This window comes from Sphingomonas sp. Root241, assembly GCF_001428865.1.
GTDB lineage: Bacteria > Pseudomonadota > Alphaproteobacteria > Sphingomonadales > Sphingomonadaceae > Sphingomonas.
This window is the reverse complement of sequence record NZ_LMIV01000001.1, coordinates 19,375-32,603: the sequence shown is the minus strand read 5'-3', so window position 1 is coordinate 32,603 and position 13,229 is coordinate 19,375. Positions and strand designations below refer to the sequence as shown.

General features: G+C 65.1%; 16 protein-coding genes and 1 tRNA gene. 9 read left to right on the top strand and 8 right to left on the bottom strand.

Annotated features, from left to right (window positions below; all coding sequences use genetic code 11):
- The 3 genes from era to lepB are packed head-to-tail and all read right to left on the bottom strand — an operon-like array spanning position 1 to position 2,434.
- Positions 1 to 906 carry a GTPase Era gene (gene era, locus ASE13_RS00160; protein WP_056609923.1) on the bottom strand — a complete coding sequence of 302 codons (906 nt, stop codon included), beginning with the start codon at positions 904 to 906 and terminating at the stop codon, positions 1 to 3.
- Positions 903 to 1,574 carry a ribonuclease III gene (gene rnc, locus ASE13_RS00155; protein ID WP_056614397.1) on the bottom strand — a complete coding sequence of 224 codons (672 nt, stop codon included), beginning with the start codon at positions 1,572 to 1,574 and terminating at the stop codon, positions 903 to 905. The genes era and rnc overlap by 4 nt, the downstream gene beginning before the upstream one ends.
- Positions 1,571 to 2,434 (bottom strand): signal peptidase I, encoded by an 864-nt coding sequence (gene lepB, locus ASE13_RS00150; protein WP_082596300.1) that lies wholly within the window; start codon positions 2,432 to 2,434, stop codon positions 1,571 to 1,573. The genes rnc and lepB overlap by 4 nt, the downstream gene beginning before the upstream one ends.
- A 104-nt stretch (positions 2,435 to 2,538) precedes the next feature.
- Here lepB and pgi point away from each other — a divergent pair, with 104 nt between their 5' ends.
- Positions 2,539 to 4,029, top strand: coding sequence for a glucose-6-phosphate isomerase (gene pgi, locus ASE13_RS00145; RefSeq protein ID WP_056614391.1), 1,491 nt, complete (start codon positions 2,539 to 2,541; stop codon positions 4,027 to 4,029).
- Positions 4,030 to 4,039: 10 nt separating this feature from the next.
- Here the strand turns inward: pgi and ASE13_RS00140 are convergent, their stop codons facing one another.
- Positions 4,040 to 4,903 carry an NAD(P)H-binding protein gene (locus tag ASE13_RS00140; protein WP_056609921.1) on the bottom strand — a complete coding sequence of 288 codons (864 nt, stop codon included), beginning with the start codon at positions 4,901 to 4,903 and terminating at the stop codon, positions 4,040 to 4,042.
- Between the two features lie 111 nt (positions 4,904 to 5,014).
- On the opposite strand from ASE13_RS00140, the gene gorA reads away from it, so the two are divergent.
- The gene (gene gorA, locus ASE13_RS00135; RefSeq protein ID WP_056609918.1) at positions 5,015 to 6,361 is read left to right on the top strand and encodes a glutathione-disulfide reductase; all 1,347 of its coding nucleotides are present in this window, start codon (positions 5,015 to 5,017) and stop codon (positions 6,359 to 6,361) included.
- 176 nt (positions 6,362 to 6,537) lie between these two features.
- On the opposite strand, the gene ASE13_RS00130 is transcribed toward gorA, so the two are convergent.
- Entirely contained in the window at positions 6,538 to 7,245 is a 708-nt protein-coding gene (locus tag ASE13_RS00130) for an NAD-dependent deacylase (protein ID WP_056614386.1), read from the bottom strand.
- A gap of 179 nt (positions 7,246 to 7,424) precedes the next feature.
- Here ASE13_RS00130 and dapB point away from each other — a divergent pair, with 179 nt between their 5' ends.
- From dapB to ASE13_RS00095, 7 genes are all read left to right on the top strand, one after another.
- Positions 7,425 to 8,153, top strand: a complete 729-nt coding sequence (gene dapB / locus ASE13_RS00125; protein ID WP_056609915.1) for a 4-hydroxy-tetrahydrodipicolinate reductase — start codon at positions 7,425 to 7,427, stop codon at positions 8,151 to 8,153.
- Positions 8,150 to 8,827: an endonuclease III gene (gene nth, locus ASE13_RS00120; protein WP_056609908.1), complete on the top strand. Its 678-nt coding sequence runs from the start codon at positions 8,150 to 8,152 to the stop codon at positions 8,825 to 8,827. Before dapB ends, nth begins: the two co-directional genes overlap by 4 nt.
- Positions 8,828 to 8,896: 69 nt before the next feature.
- Positions 8,897 to 8,973 (top strand) — tRNA-Arg (locus ASE13_RS00115).
- A gap of 249 nt (positions 8,974 to 9,222) precedes the next feature.
- Positions 9,223 to 10,440 (top strand): restriction endonuclease, encoded by a 1,218-nt coding sequence (locus ASE13_RS00110; RefSeq protein ID WP_156404664.1) that lies wholly within the window; start codon positions 9,223 to 9,225, stop codon positions 10,438 to 10,440.
- Between the two features lie 53 nt (positions 10,441 to 10,493).
- A complete protein-coding gene (locus tag ASE13_RS00105) occupies positions 10,494 to 10,838 on the top strand; it encodes a helix-turn-helix domain-containing protein (protein WP_235536782.1) in 345 nt (114 codons plus the stop codon).
- Between the two features lie 3 nt (positions 10,839 to 10,841).
- Positions 10,842 to 12,110, top strand: a complete 1,269-nt coding sequence (locus ASE13_RS00100; protein ID WP_056609902.1) for a type II toxin-antitoxin system HipA family toxin — start codon at positions 10,842 to 10,844, stop codon at positions 12,108 to 12,110.
- 96 nt (positions 12,111 to 12,206) lie between these two features.
- Complete coding sequence (locus ASE13_RS00095; RefSeq protein ID WP_056609897.1) at positions 12,207 to 12,404, top strand: hypothetical protein; 198 nt, start codon at positions 12,207 to 12,209, stop codon at positions 12,402 to 12,404.
- A 22-nt stretch (positions 12,405 to 12,426) separates the two neighbouring features.
- Here ASE13_RS00095 and ASE13_RS00090 read toward each other — a convergent pair whose 3' ends face one another.
- The 3 genes from ASE13_RS00090 to ASE13_RS00080 are packed head-to-tail and all read right to left on the bottom strand — an operon-like array spanning position 12,427 to position 13,221.
- Complete coding sequence (locus ASE13_RS00090; RefSeq protein WP_056609893.1) at positions 12,427 to 12,636, bottom strand: helix-turn-helix domain-containing protein; 210 nt, start codon at positions 12,634 to 12,636, stop codon at positions 12,427 to 12,429.
- Entirely contained in the window at positions 12,623 to 13,003 is a 381-nt protein-coding gene (locus tag ASE13_RS00085) for a DUF736 domain-containing protein (RefSeq protein WP_056609891.1), read from the bottom strand. The genes ASE13_RS00090 and ASE13_RS00085 overlap by 14 nt, the downstream gene beginning before the upstream one ends.
- Positions 13,000 to 13,221 (bottom strand): DUF2274 domain-containing protein, encoded by a 222-nt coding sequence (locus tag ASE13_RS00080; protein ID WP_056609890.1) that lies wholly within the window; start codon positions 13,219 to 13,221, stop codon positions 13,000 to 13,002. Before ASE13_RS00080 ends, ASE13_RS00085 begins: the two co-directional genes overlap by 4 nt.
- Between the last annotated feature and the right edge of the window lie 8 nt (positions 13,222 to 13,229).

The window sequence follows — 13,229 nt, the reverse complement described above, 5'->3', positions numbered from 1 at the left end:
CTATTCGACCCAGTCGAGCCCGATCTCGCGATAGAGCGAGCGGTCTTCCTCCCATTTCGGGTTGACCTTGACGTGCAGGTACAGATGCACCGGCACGCCCATGATCCGTGAGAGCTCGGCGCGGGCGCGGGCGCCGATCTCCTTGATCCGCGTGCCGCCCTTGCCGAGCACGATCGCGCGCTGGGTCTCGCGCGCGACGAGGATCTGCTGATGGATCTCGACCGAACCGTCAGGCCGCTCGGAATATTTCTCGGTCTCGACCGCGCTGGCATAAGGGAGCTCGGCGTGGAGCTGGAGATAAAGCTGCTCGCGGGTGACCTCGGCGGCGATCATCCGCTCGGTCGCGTCGGAGACCTGGTCCTCGGGGAAATGCCACGCGCTTTCGGGCATTGCCCCGGCGAGCGCGGCCTTGAGCTCGGGAACACCATCTCCGGTCTGCGCGCTGACGAAATAGGTCTCGTCGAACGGCAGCATCTCGTTGAGCCGCGCGGCATGGCCGAGCAGGCGCGGCTTGTCGGCGATGTCGACCTTGTTGAGGATCAGGATTTTCCGCTCGGGGCGGCCCTTGAGACTCTCGACCACCTGCTGGACCTTGGGCCCCGTCCCGCCCTTGCCGTCGACCACCAAAGCGATCAGGTCGGCGCCCTCCGCGCCCTCCCACGCCGCGGCGACCATTGCGCGATCGAGCCGGCGTTCGGGCGTGAAGATCCCCGGCGTGTCGACGAGGATGAGCTGCGCGTCCCTCTCGATCGCGATCCCCATCAGCCGCGCGCGCGTCGTCTGCGCCTTGGGGCTGACGATCGCGACCTTCTGGCCGACGAGCGCGTTGACGAGCGTCGACTTGCCCGCATTGGGCGCGCCGACCACGGCGATCACGCCGCAATGCTGGGTGGGAGAATCGGTCATTTCTCGAGCTTCTCCAGCAAAGCCGCCGCTGCCGCCGTCTCGGCTTCCTGCTTGCTCGTGCCTTCGCCCGTCGCTTCCGCGAGCTTGCCGATCGCGACCTTCACCTTGAAACGCGGCGAATGGTTGGGCCCCGAGCGGTCGACGATCTCATATTCGGGCGGGCGGCGATTGTTCGCGGCGGCCCATTCCTGGAGCGCCGATTTGGGATGCCTGGGGGCCTGCACCTGCAAATCGATGCGCTTCGCCCAGGTTTTCCGGATGAAGTCGCGCGCGGGCTCGATGCCGAATTCGAGATAGAGCGCGCCGATCAGCGCCTCCATCACGTCGCCCAGGACATTGTCGCTGTCCGCCGCGCCGTCCTCGCGCGCCTGTTTGCCGAGACGCAGATGCGGGACCACGCCCACTTCACGCGCGACATCGGCGCAGACCGGGCCGGTCACCAGGGCGTTGAGCCGGCGCGACAGCGCGCCCTCGGGCTCCTCGGGAAAGCGCTCGAACAGCCATTCGGCAATTACGAGGCCGAGCACGCGATCGCCGAGGAATTCCATCCGCTCGTAATTGGCGGCGGCCTGGCTGCCATGGGTCAAGGCGCGGGTATAAGCGGTCAGGTCCGCAGGCTTGCGGCCGAAGGTCTCGGCGATCCATCCCCCCAGCGCGGGGGCGGTCAGAAGCCTTCTCCGATACGGCTCCAGCGCGCCGCGGTGAACCAGGTCCAGGGCAGGAACCAGTTGGCGCTGCCGTCGGTCGACCAGAAATTCACCACTGCCTTGCCCTCGAGATTCTCCAGCGGCACGAACTCGATGCCCCCATCGGCGTGGCTGAATCGGCTGTCGGTCGAATTGTCGCGGTTGTCGCCCATCAGGAAGACATGCCCCGCGGGCACGGTGTAGATGCCGGTATTGTCCTTGGGATAAGTGCCCTGATCGAGCACCTCGTAAGTCTTGCCGTTGGGCAGGGTCTCGCGGAAGCGCGGGATGCTGCACACCTGATTGCCCGCGGCATCAATGTTCTGGAACTGCGGCTGGCAGCGCTGGAAATTGGGCGTGATCGGCAGCACGAACTTGGCCACCTCGTCCTTGGGGATCGGCTTGCCGTTGAGGATCAGCTGGCCGCCCACCATCTGCACGCTATCGCCGGGCAGGCCGATGACGCGCTTGATCCAGTCGGTGTCGTTGCCCGGGGGCGCCTTGAACACCACCACGTCGCCGCGCGCGGGCGTGCCGCCGAAGACGCGGCCCGGAATCAGCGGCAGGCTCCACGGCAGGGAATGTTTCGAATAACCGTAATTCCATTTGGTGATGAACAGATAGTCGCCGATCAGCAGCCGCGGCAGCATCGATTCGGACGGAATCGAAAAAGGCGAGAAGATGAAGCTCCTGACCACGAACACGATCAGCGCGAGCTTGAGCAGGAAACTGCCCAGATCGCGCCATTCGGACTTGGGTTTCTCCGTCGCCGTCCCCACCGAATAAGGCTTCGGGGCGTCGGCTGCCGGCTTCTCGGGCTCGGTCGAGGGCACTTTATCCATATGGCGTGCTCTGCTTGGGCTAAGCGGGGAGGTCAAGCGGCTGAATCCGGCTGGAAGCGACCGATAGGGGACGTTAGGGGCAGCCTGCATCCAAGGAGATGAACATGGCATTGCCCGATTGGTCGACGATTCGCGCCCTGAAATCCGCCCCGCTCCAACAGCTTTTCGACGCCGATCCGGGCCGCGTCGCGGCGCTGTCGGTCGATGTCGCGGGCATTCATTTCGACTGGTCGAAGACGCATCTGACCGCCGAGGCTGTGCAGGCGTTCACGGCGCTGGCCGAGTCGATGGGCCTCGCCGCCAAGCGCGATTCGCTGTTCGCAGGCGCCGCGATCAACGTCACCGAAGGCCGGGCGGCAGAGCATAGCGCCGAACGCGGCGAGGGCGCGCCCGAGAGCGTGGCGCGTGCGCGCGGTTTCCACAGCCGGATGCGGGCGTTGATCGACGCGATCGAGGCCGAAGCGCTGGGGCCGGTGCGCCACATCCTGCATATCGGCATCGGCGGATCGGCGCTGGGTCCCGACCTGCTGGTCGACGCACTGGGCCGCGATGCCGACCGCTATGACGTTGCAGTGGTCTCGAACGTCGACGGGCTGGCGCTCGACGAGGCTCTCGACCGCTTCGATCCGCAGGCGACGATCATCGCGGTCGCGTCGAAGACCTTCACCACCACCGAGACGATGCTCAACGCCGACAGCGCACTCGCCTGGCTCGAAGGGAACGGCGTCGAGGACCCCTATGGCCGCGTCATCGCACTCACCGCCGCGCCCGAAAAGGCGATCGAGTGGGGCGTCGACGAGACTCGCGTGCTGCCTTTCGGCGAGAGCGTCGGCGGGCGCTATTCGCTCTGGTCGTCGATCGGATTTCCCGCGGCGCTGGCGCTGGGCTGGGACGCGTTCGAGGAGATGCTCGAAGGCGCCGCCGAGATGGACCGGCACTTCCGCCTGACTCCGCTGGAGAAAAACGCCCCCGCCCTCGCCGCTTTCGCCGACCTCTATTACACCCAGGCGCGCGGCTGCGAGACGCGTGGCGTATTCGCCTATGACGAAAGGCTGCGGCTGCTGCCGAGCTATCTCCAGCAGCTCGAGATGGAATCGAACGGCAAGCGCGTAACCGCCGACGGCCAGCCGGTCGAATGGCCGACCGCGCCGATCACCTGGGGCGGCGTCGGCACCGACGCGCAGCACGCAGTGTTCCAATTGCTCCACCAGGGCACGCGGCTGGTGCCGGTCGAGTTCGTCGGCGTGATCGAGCCGGGCGACAGCCAGGCCGACGCGCATCACAACCAGCTGCTGCTCAACATGTTCGCCCAGGGCGCTGCGCTGATGGCGGGCAAGGCGCATGACGACCTGGCGCGCGCCTATCCGGGCGACCGACCAAGCTCGACCCTGCTGCTCGACACGCTCGATCCGCGCACCTTGGGCGCGCTGCTGGCGTTCTACGAGCAGCGCACCTTCGTCAACGCGGTGCTGCTCGGGATCAATCCGTTCGACCAGTTCGGAGTCGAGCTCGGCAAGGAAATGGCGCGGGCAGCAGCGCAGGGCGGCGATTTCGACGCTTCGACCACCGATCTGATCGCCCGCGCCTTTCCCTGACGCGCGGTCGTCAGGCGGGCACGGCCGCCTGCTCGACCAGCGTGGCGATATAGTCTTCGAGGCGCACGGCTCCGCGGACCGGATCCTCCGGAACCTCGAGATCGTCGACGGTCGCCGCGGTCATTCGCACATAGCTTTCGGCGGCGGGGCTCGAGAAGCCGATCGCCTTGAACGCGGGCGTCCATTGGTCGCGCGGAATGGTCTCGACCCGCACCGTGCGATCGAGCGCCGCCGCAAACGCATTGGCGACGTCCTGCGGCGTATAGGATCGCGGCCCCTCGACGAAGAAAATGCCGGTGCGATCATCGGTCATCAGCGCGGCGGCATGGGCGCCGAGGTCCTCGGGCGCGACCATCGGCAATTCGAAATCCTGGTCGAACATCGTCCGCAGCACGCCTTCGTCGCGCACCTCCTCCAGATTCGCCGCCCAGTTGCTGAAATAATAGGCGCCACGGTTTATCGCATAGGGAGTCGACTGTTCCGCAAGGCCGTGCTCCAGCGCCCATAAGGTGTTGAGGTCGCCGCGCCGCTCGCCGGGCTGCGCGCCATAAGTTGATTCGGCGACGACCTTCTCCAGTCCCGAACCCTCCAGCGCGGCCAGGATCGCGGCAACCGTCGCCTTTTCCTCGGCATCGGTATCGAGGCGGGGAGCCGCAGGTGGATTGAGCAGGAAGGCGCGCCGGCCGCTGCGGAACACGAAGCGCAACATGTCCACGTCGTGCACGTCGGCGATAGCGACCTTGGCGCCCCTGGCTTTCCACATTTCCGCCTTGGCGGGATCGTGGCTGACGACCGTGACGGGCTCGCCCGCAGCCAGCAGCCTGTCCGCGACCGCCGAGCCGACATGGCCGGTGCCGCCGAGAATGATGTGCATCACGCCTCTCCTTGTTCGCACATCAACCCATCGGCCCCGAAACCGCTCCGTTGGCATCGGGCCTCCGCACGCCTATCTGCGGCTCCAGCGCGACGAAGCGGGGAGCATTGCATGACCGACTATGATTACGACCTCTTCGTCATCGGTGCGGGGTCCGGCGGCGTGCGCGCCTCCCGCGTTTCCTCGGCCTATGGCGCCAGGGTGGCGGTGGCCGAGGAATATCGCGTCGGCGGGACCTGCGTGATCCGGGGCTGCGTGCCCAAGAAGCTGCTCGTCTACGGCGCGCATTTCGCCGAGGATCTGAAGGATGCGCGGCGCTTCGGCTGGAACGTGCCCGATTGCAGCTTCGACTGGGCGACACTGCGCGACAATGTTCTCGCCGACGTCGACCGGTTGAATGGCCTCTACACCCAGGGGCTGGAGAATGCCGGCGCCGAGATCATACTCGAACGCGCCACGGTCACGGGTCCACATGAAGTGACGCTGGCGAGCGGCAAGAAGATCACCGCGAAGTACATCCTGATCGCCACCGGCGCGCACCCGCACATTCCCGAATTCCCCGGCAGCGAGCACGGCATCACGTCGAACGAGGCCTTCCACCTGGAAACCCTGCCCAGGCGCATCATGATCGCGGGCGGCGGCTATATCGCCAACGAGTTCGCCGGCATCTTCAACGAGTTCGGCAGCCACGTCACCGTGGTCAACCGCACCGACGTAATCCTGCGCGGCTACGATCATTCGGTTCGCGACCGATTGCTCCAGATCTCGCTGACCAAGGGCATCGACTTCCGCTTCCACGCCGAATTCGAGCGGATCGAGAAGCTGGAAAATGGCTGCCTCAAGGTGTTCCTCACCGGGCAGGAGCCGGTCGAGGTCGATGTCGTCCTGTTCGCCACCGGCCGCGTTCCCAATTCCAAGGGCCTGGGGCTGGACAAAGTAGGTGTCGAGCTGGACGCCAGGTGCGCGGTGAAGGTCGATGCGCAGAGCCGCACGAACGTCGACAGCATCTACGCCGTCGGCGACGTGACCAATCGTCTCCAGCTCACGCCGATCGCGATCCGCGAGGGGCACGCGTTCGCCGACACCGTGTTCGGCGGCAACCCGAGGACGGTCGATTATAACAGTGTCCCCAGCGCAGTGTTCAGCCATCCGCCGATCGCCTCGGTGGGAATGACCGAGGGGGAGGCGCGCAACAAGCTCGGCTCGGTGAAGGTCTATACCTCCGATTTCCGGGCGATGAAGAACGTCCTCGCCAACCGCAACGAACGCGCGCTGTACAAGATGGTGTGCGATGGGATGACGGGACGCGTGGTCGGCATCCACATGATCGGCCCCGACGCCCCCGAAATACTCCAGGCCGCGGCAGTGGCAGTGAAGGCGGGGCTCACCAAGGAAGCATTCGACGATACCGTCGCGCTCCATCCGAGCATGGCCGAGGAGCTGGTGCTGCTGAAGTGACCGGGCCCGGCCAGGGTCAGGACTCATATTTCTTCGTCACCCCGGCCTTGAGCCGGGGTCCCGCTGCCTTGGGCTGAGCAGAAGAAGCGGGATCCCGGCTCAAGGCCGGGATGACGATAAGGGTTTTCGCGATGGATGACATACAGCCGTTATGAATCAACAGCTTGTATAGGTTCTCACCCTAGGTTCCGATTAAGCGAATCGACCCAAGCGGGGACCAGCGTCCCCGCCGGCCCCATCCGGCTCTCGCCGAACCACGCGCTGGCTTCGGACGGATCAAGGTTGAGCTCAAGCGTCGCGGCGCCGTAATGGCGCGCGGTCTGGACGAAGCCCGCCGCCGGATAGACCGCGCCCGAAGTGCCGATCGACACGAATAGATCGGCGCGGGCGAGCGCGCGCTCGATCACGTCCATATGGTACGGCATCTCGCCGAAGAAGACGATGTCGGGCCGCAGCGCCGGCGTCCCGCAATCGGGGCATTCGGTCTCGGGCGGCAGCGCGTCTTCCCAGTCGGTACGGTTGCCGCACGCCGCACAGAGCGCCGACTTCAGCTCGCCGTGCATGTGCACCAGCCGCTGCGATCCGGCGCGCTCATGCAGATCGTCGACATTCTGCGTCACCAGCAGCAGCTCGCCCGGCCATTTCTGGTCGAGCCGCGCCAGCGCGCGATGCGCGGCATTGGGCTCGACGCTGGCGAGTTTCGCACGCCGTTCGTCGTAGAAACGATGGACCAGCTCGGGATCGCGGAACAGCGCCTGCGGCGTGCAGACATTCTCGACCCGATGCCCTTCCCACAGTCCGCCCGGACCGCGAAAGGTAGCGACGCCGCTCTCCGCCGAGACGCCGGCGCCGGTGAGGATCACAATGTTGCGAATGTCGGCCATCGCCTGAATCTGTTCGCGCGGGAGCCCTGAGGTCAAGGGGAAGCCTTGCCACTGCCGCAATGTTCGACTGTGTTCGTGCGAAGGCGGCCCGCCGCGATGGTGCGATTCAGCATTCTACTGGGCAAGGGCAAGAAATAGCCCCTGTCGCGCTGCCCCCCGATTGTGCCACAGCAGGAAGCATGACGAGCATCGGTATCTTCGGGAGCATGGGCCGGATGGGGCAGGCGATCGCGGCGGTCGCTCCCAGCCTCGGCGCACAACTGGCAGGCGGTTCGGACGTCGGCGACAATCCCGCCGATCTCGCGCGCAAGGCCGATGTGCTGGTCGATTTCTCCGCACCCGCCGCGCTCGAAGCACATCTCGAAGCTGCACGCGCCGCCCGGACGCCGATCGTGATCGGCACCACCGGTCTCGGCGCGCACCATCACGCGCTGATCGACGCCGCCGCCGCCGAAATCCCGGTGCTGCAGACCGGCAACACTTCGATGGGCATCGGCCTGCTCGCGCGACTGGTGCGCGAGGCCGCGGCACGCCTTGGGCCCGATTGGGACATCGAGATCGTCGAGACGCACCATCGCAACAAGGCCGACGCACCGTCCGGCACTGCGCTGATGCTCGGCAATGCCGCCGCGCAAGGCATGGGCACCACGCTTGCCGAAGCCGGCGTCACCGATCGCGCCGGACTCACCGGCCCGCGCGCCGAAGGTACGATCGGCATGGCGTCGCTGCGCGGCGGATCGGTGGTCGGCGACCACAGCGTGATCTTCGCGACCGCGGGCGAACGCATTGAGCTCACCCACCGCGCCGATGATCGTGCGATCTTCGCGCGCGGCGCGGTCCAGGCGGCGCTCTGGCTCAAGGGCCAGCAGCCGGGCCGTTACACGATGGACCAGGTGCTCGGCATTTGAACAAGGCGGAGATCGTCGAATTCTTTGCGCGGCTGGCGGCGGACAATCCGCACCCCGAGACCGAGCTCGAATATTCGAACCCGTTCACTTTGCTCGTCGCGGTCGTGCTCTCGGCGCAGATGACCGACGTTGGAGTCAACAAGGCGACCCGCACTTTGTTCGCCGAGGCGGACAGCCCCGAGAAGATGCTCGCGCTCGGCGAGGAGACGCTCAGGGAGCGGCTGTGCACGATCAATTTCTACAACACCAAGGCGAAGAACGTCCTCGCACTCAGCCGCGTGCTGATCGAGCAGCATGATGGCGAAGTCCCCGCCGACCGCGAGGCGCTGGAGGCGCTGCCCGGGGTCGGCCGCAAGACCGCAAACGTCGTGCTCAACAGCGCCTTCGGGCAGGAGACCTTCGCGGTCGACACGCATATCTTCCGCGTCGGCAACCGTACCGGGCTGGCGCGCGGGAAGACGCCGCTCGACGTGGAGCTGAAGCTCGAAAAGCGCGTGCCCCGGCCCTTCCGGCTCCACGCGCATCACTGGCTGATCCTGCACGGCCGCTACACCTGCAAGGCACGGACGCCCGAATGCTGGCGTTGCGTCGTCGCCGACCTTTGCGCGTTCAAGCCCAAGACCCCCGCGCCGACCGTGCGCAATCCCGGCGACACTGGAGGTTCCAGCCAGTGAAACCGGCAACGCCTTGGCAAGGAAACGGCTGGCGCGCTCCGTTCTGCTTTGCTAGGCGCGGCTTCCAAGGCACCCGTAGCTCAGCTGGATAGAGCGCTGCCCTCCGAAGGCAGAGGCCACAGGTTCGAATCCTGTCGGGTGCGCCACCTTTTCAATGACTTAGCCCCCTCCGGGGCAAACTTGTCAAATATACGTCAAATAAGCGCCCCTGCACGGCCACGCCTGCTGGTGGACGACGATTCGGCTGCCCGGCGGATTGGGTTGGCGCTGCCGCTCGTCAGAGATTCGAGTGACTCGGAGCCGATAGCGATTTGCAGGCTCGCTGGCCCTCTTCGCTGACCAACGATATTTCTCTCGAGGTAGCCGGTAGTCGCGGCTCAGATGGGAGAAGCCCTTTGACGTCTTCGCTGATGCTCGCCCTTTCGGAATTCGAGGTCGCCGAAGCCAATCTGGTGAAGCTGGAGCGGCTGTGGTCCGAGATCGACGAGATGCTCCCGCGCGGCCTCTCGTTTGGGATCAACCCAGAGTTCGAAGACCGCGAACGCGCATTTACTTCGGTCTTGAGCGCCCTCCCGATGATCGACGGATGGAAGCCGCCGATCCGCCTCATGACGCCGAACGAGGTGGCGCAGTGGCGTTTCGACGCCATGGAGATCGGAGAGCCCGGCGCTGAACTCGCACTCGATGAAGCTGTCGACCAGCCTGGAAAGGAACTCCGCGAATACCGTGCACGATTCACCCAAAAACGCCGCGAGCTCATCCGCGATACGCTAATCGACACAATGGATGGGATCGATGGCGACCTTCAGACGCTGCGCGCTACCACCAAGCCTCTAGAGAAGCACAACGCACTTCCGACTGAGCCTTGGGAACAGCTCAAGGCGAAGGTGAAGCAGATCGAAGTTCTGCTCGGCAGCAGCGTCCAACATCCGGCCACATGGTCCAACCTTCGCCGGCACCTCCATTTTGGCATGGTGGGCGACTTCCTGGACATCGACACGCGCGACTGGCCGCCTGCGCGCGACGCGCTGCGCAAGGGGCTCTACGGCGCCAATGAGCCGCTTCCCCAGATGACCGCAGATCTCGGAGAGCTGGCTTCGTCAAAGCCGAAAGGCTCGGTCGCAACCCAACTGCAATGGGATCGGCTCGGTGCGGAGGCGTTCGAACGACTGATCTTCACGTTGATTTCTTCCGAACCGAATTACGAAACCGCGGAGTGGTCGATGAAGACCAATGCGCCCGATCGCGGGCGCGACCTTTCCGTGTTTCGAGTCATGCGAGACTCCTTATCGGACGTTCAACGCGCCCGCGTCATTATCCAGTGCAAGCACTGGCTATCGAAAAGCGTTGGAGCGGCTGACGTCGCGGCAGCCGTCGCGCAGACCGAGCACTGGGACTCTCCGAAGGTCGATACTCTGATTATCGCCACCACTGGTCGCTTTTCGGCAGACGCCGTCTCGTGGATCGACAAGCACAATGACGCGAAAAAGGTGCCGCGCATTGAGTCATGGGCGGAGAGCCGCCTCGAGCTGATCCTGGCAGAACGTCCCTGGCTGATCGCCGAATTCACCTCAGATGAGTCGCCCGCCACCCAGCTAACAATAGCGCCTTGACATGACGTATCATGCGAATTGACGCGATGCACATGATATGTCATGTCAAGGCCATGCCTCGCGCTTCCCGAGCCGCCACTGCCCTGCCACCGCAAAGCACGCGTGCGATCGCGAGGCTGGGCAAGGACATTGCCACCGCGCGCAAGCGCCGTCGCATGCCCCAACGTCTGATGGCCGAGCGCATGCTGGTGTCACTCCAGACATTGCAACGACTTGAAGCCGGCGACCCGACAGTCGGGCTCGCGGTGCTCGCGGCGGCACTGTTTGTTCTGGGCATGACGCAACGTCTCGAGAACCTCGTCGCCCCAGAGAGCGATCCGGCCGGCACTGCGGAGGAGATATCCCGCCTGCCACGGAACGCTCATGCGCCGCGGGACGGCGCTGATCTGGATTTCTAGCCAATGGTCGAGACGACACGCACCTATGTCTTCGTCTACCGGAACGAAGGTTTCGTTCCCGCTGGACTGTTGGACCTGACACAAGACGGTAGGGCCAGCTTCGCAACCTTTGCCTATGGCGATCGCTATCTCGAACGGCCTGACCGGATCCCCGTCGATCCGGTCGCGTTGGCGCTGCCGGAGCCGGGTACTCAGGTGCGTTTTCGAACCGAGGAGGGGTTTTCGGTCTTCAACGGGGTTCGCGACGCCGCGCCCGACGGCTGGGGCCAATATCTGATGTACAAGGCGATGGGTGATCGCCTTCCCAACGACGTGGACCTGTTGCTCGCGTCGGGGGATCATCGCGTCGGAGCGCTGGCGTTCGGACCGACTACGCAGCGTCCTCAGCGCATCACGCCCTGGGGTGATGGCGATGCACCTGGCGAGCGTTTCACACTAGCCGAGCTTGCCCAAGCGGCCGAGCGGGCCCAGCACGTCGACGAACTCGACGAGAACCTGAGACGACTCCTCACGGCGGGATCGTCTCTTGGCGGGGCTCGACCCAAGGCAGCCACAGAGATCGCTGGCATGCCCTGGATCGCAAAGTTTCCAGCCCGCAACGATACCTTCCCCGAGTGCCGGATCGAGCTGGCGACGATGCGGCTTGCCGCGGAATGCGGACTGAACGTGCCGCCACTGGCGTTCCAGCGGGTGCTCGACCGCGACATCTATCTCATTGAGCGCTTCGATAGAAAAGTGGTCGGCAATCGACTTGATCGATTGCCCTTCGCGTCAGGCCTCACTTTGCTCGGCGCCCACGAGAGCGAGGTCAGCCGCTATGCGTATGCCGATCTAGCCGCCGCGCTCCGGAAATATGGCACAAGCGTCCGGGCGGACCTGAAGGAGCTCTTCCGGCGCATGGTATTCAACATCCTGGTGACCAACGACGACGATCACCTGCGCAACCACGGCTTCCTCTGGGACGGTAAGGGCTGGCGGCTTTCGCCCTTGTACGACGTTGTGCCAAAGCCCCAGGTCGGCCTCGACAGGCGGCTAGTCCTCGGAGTCGGATCCGATGGCCGTTCGGCGACACTCACCAATGCGCTCTCCACCCCTGCGCAATTCGACCTCAGCCGAGAGGAGGCGGAGGCCTTGGTCAACGAGTTGGCGGACCAGGTCCACGCCCGTTGGCAGCATCAATTCGAAGCCGCCGGCGTCAGCGAGGCCGACCGGGCTCGCTTCGCGACCTGCTTCCGCCAGGCGACGCCGGAGGTCAGAGCACAGCAGGGGTGATCGCATCTGACTAAAGCGCAGCGCCCGCCGAGGTGTCTACTAATCGCTAGATCTGCTATGGCAGCAAGCATCACGACACTTCGCAGCCGAGGCACGATGGGCGAGGTCAAGCTTTCCGCCACGCCAAAAGGCAATGGCTATCAGGCGACAATTGCTTTCGAAGGGGGTGCCAAAATCAGCTCCGCCGAAACCTATCCCAGTAAGGCGGAAGCGATTACCGCGGCAGCGTTGAAGCTGCTCGAGATGCCCGAGCGTCTAGAGGCGCTCGACCGGCCCGGCCCGCCCGGCGAATAGCTTGCCGCCGATCAGCGGGCGATCACCCGCCGCGCCGGCGGCGCATGAAATCCTGCAGGCTGTCGACGGGAATGAGCGTCGAGCGGCCGATCTTCACCTTCTCGATCTCCCCGGCCCGGATCAGCTGGTAGATGACCGACCGACACATACCTGTGATCGCCACGGCCCTTGGAATGCGCACCGTGATCGGAGCGTTGTCGAGAGGCGGCTCCGTTGGGTTATGCTTCGCCATCTTCGGCTCCTATCGCGGCGGTTTCGGTCTGGAGCTTCGAGGACCTAGGTTCCCGTGGCGGACGCCTCCACACCATCTCCGCCTTCGCGCCGTCGGCGTCCGGGAAAAGCGCCACCTTCAGGGGCGCCGGCCACGCCGGGTCATCCAATTCGACGCGAAGAAACTCGCGGGGCGCTTCCTCTCGCGTTCTGGCCCTCCAGGCCTCGCCGACCCGCGACCAGCCCCTCAGGACGATGAAGTGCGGCGCGCGATCGCTGCGGCGATTGTCGTTCGGAACAAGGCGGACCTTGCGATCGATCGAGAGCGTCTCGATGCTGCCTTCCCAGCCTCCCTGATTGGTTGGCCTGAACGTCCCGATGACCATCATGGTTTTGCCTCCCGCTCCTTGCGGGCCTTGGCGAAATCGCGGTCACCCGCGAGAAAGCTCTCGAGCATTGCCGGGACCAGATCGATGACCTCCGCCTTCTCGCCATAGGTCTCGCGGTACAGCGCCGCATAGTCGGCGAGCGCGCCGTTGAGGTCGGGCATCACCGTAATCGTGAGCTTGATCGGAGTTCGGTCGGGCAGCTTGGCGAGCTTCAGCATGACGTGTC

Coding starts and splice junctions, on each gene's coding strand:
- era (WP_056609923.1), bottom strand. CDS start 906: ATGACCGATTCTCCCACCCAGCATTGCGGCGTGATCGCCGTGGTCGGC.
- lepB (WP_082596300.1), bottom strand. CDS start 2,434: ATGGATAAAGTGCCCTCGACCGAGCCCGAGAAGCCGGCAGCCGACGCC.
- pgi (WP_056614391.1), top strand. CDS start 2,539: ATGGCATTGCCCGATTGGTCGACGATTCGCGCCCTGAAATCCGCCCCG.
- ASE13_RS00140 (WP_056609921.1), bottom strand. CDS start 4,903: ATGCACATCATTCTCGGCGGCACCGGCCATGTCGGCTCGGCGGTCGCG.
- gorA (WP_056609918.1), top strand. CDS start 5,015: ATGACCGACTATGATTACGACCTCTTCGTCATCGGTGCGGGGTCCGGC.
- ASE13_RS00130 (WP_056614386.1), bottom strand. CDS start 7,245: ATGGCCGACATTCGCAACATTGTGATCCTCACCGGCGCCGGCGTCTCG.
- dapB (WP_056609915.1), top strand. CDS start 7,425: ATGACGAGCATCGGTATCTTCGGGAGCATGGGCCGGATGGGGCAGGCG.
- ASE13_RS00105 (WP_235536782.1), top strand. CDS start 10,494: ATGCCTCGCGCTTCCCGAGCCGCCACTGCCCTGCCACCGCAAAGCACG.
- ASE13_RS00100 (WP_056609902.1), top strand. CDS start 10,842: ATGGTCGAGACGACACGCACCTATGTCTTCGTCTACCGGAACGAAGGT.
- ASE13_RS00095 (WP_056609897.1), top strand. CDS start 12,207: ATGGGCGAGGTCAAGCTTTCCGCCACGCCAAAAGGCAATGGCTATCAG.
- ASE13_RS00090 (WP_056609893.1), bottom strand. CDS start 12,636: ATGGCGAAGCATAACCCAACGGAGCCGCCTCTCGACAACGCTCCGATC.
- ASE13_RS00085 (WP_056609891.1), bottom strand. CDS start 13,003: ATGATGGTCATCGGGACGTTCAGGCCAACCAATCAGGGAGGCTGGGAA.
- ASE13_RS00080 (WP_056609890.1), bottom strand. CDS start 13,221: ATGCTGAAGCTCGCCAAGCTGCCCGACCGAACTCCGATCAAGCTCACG.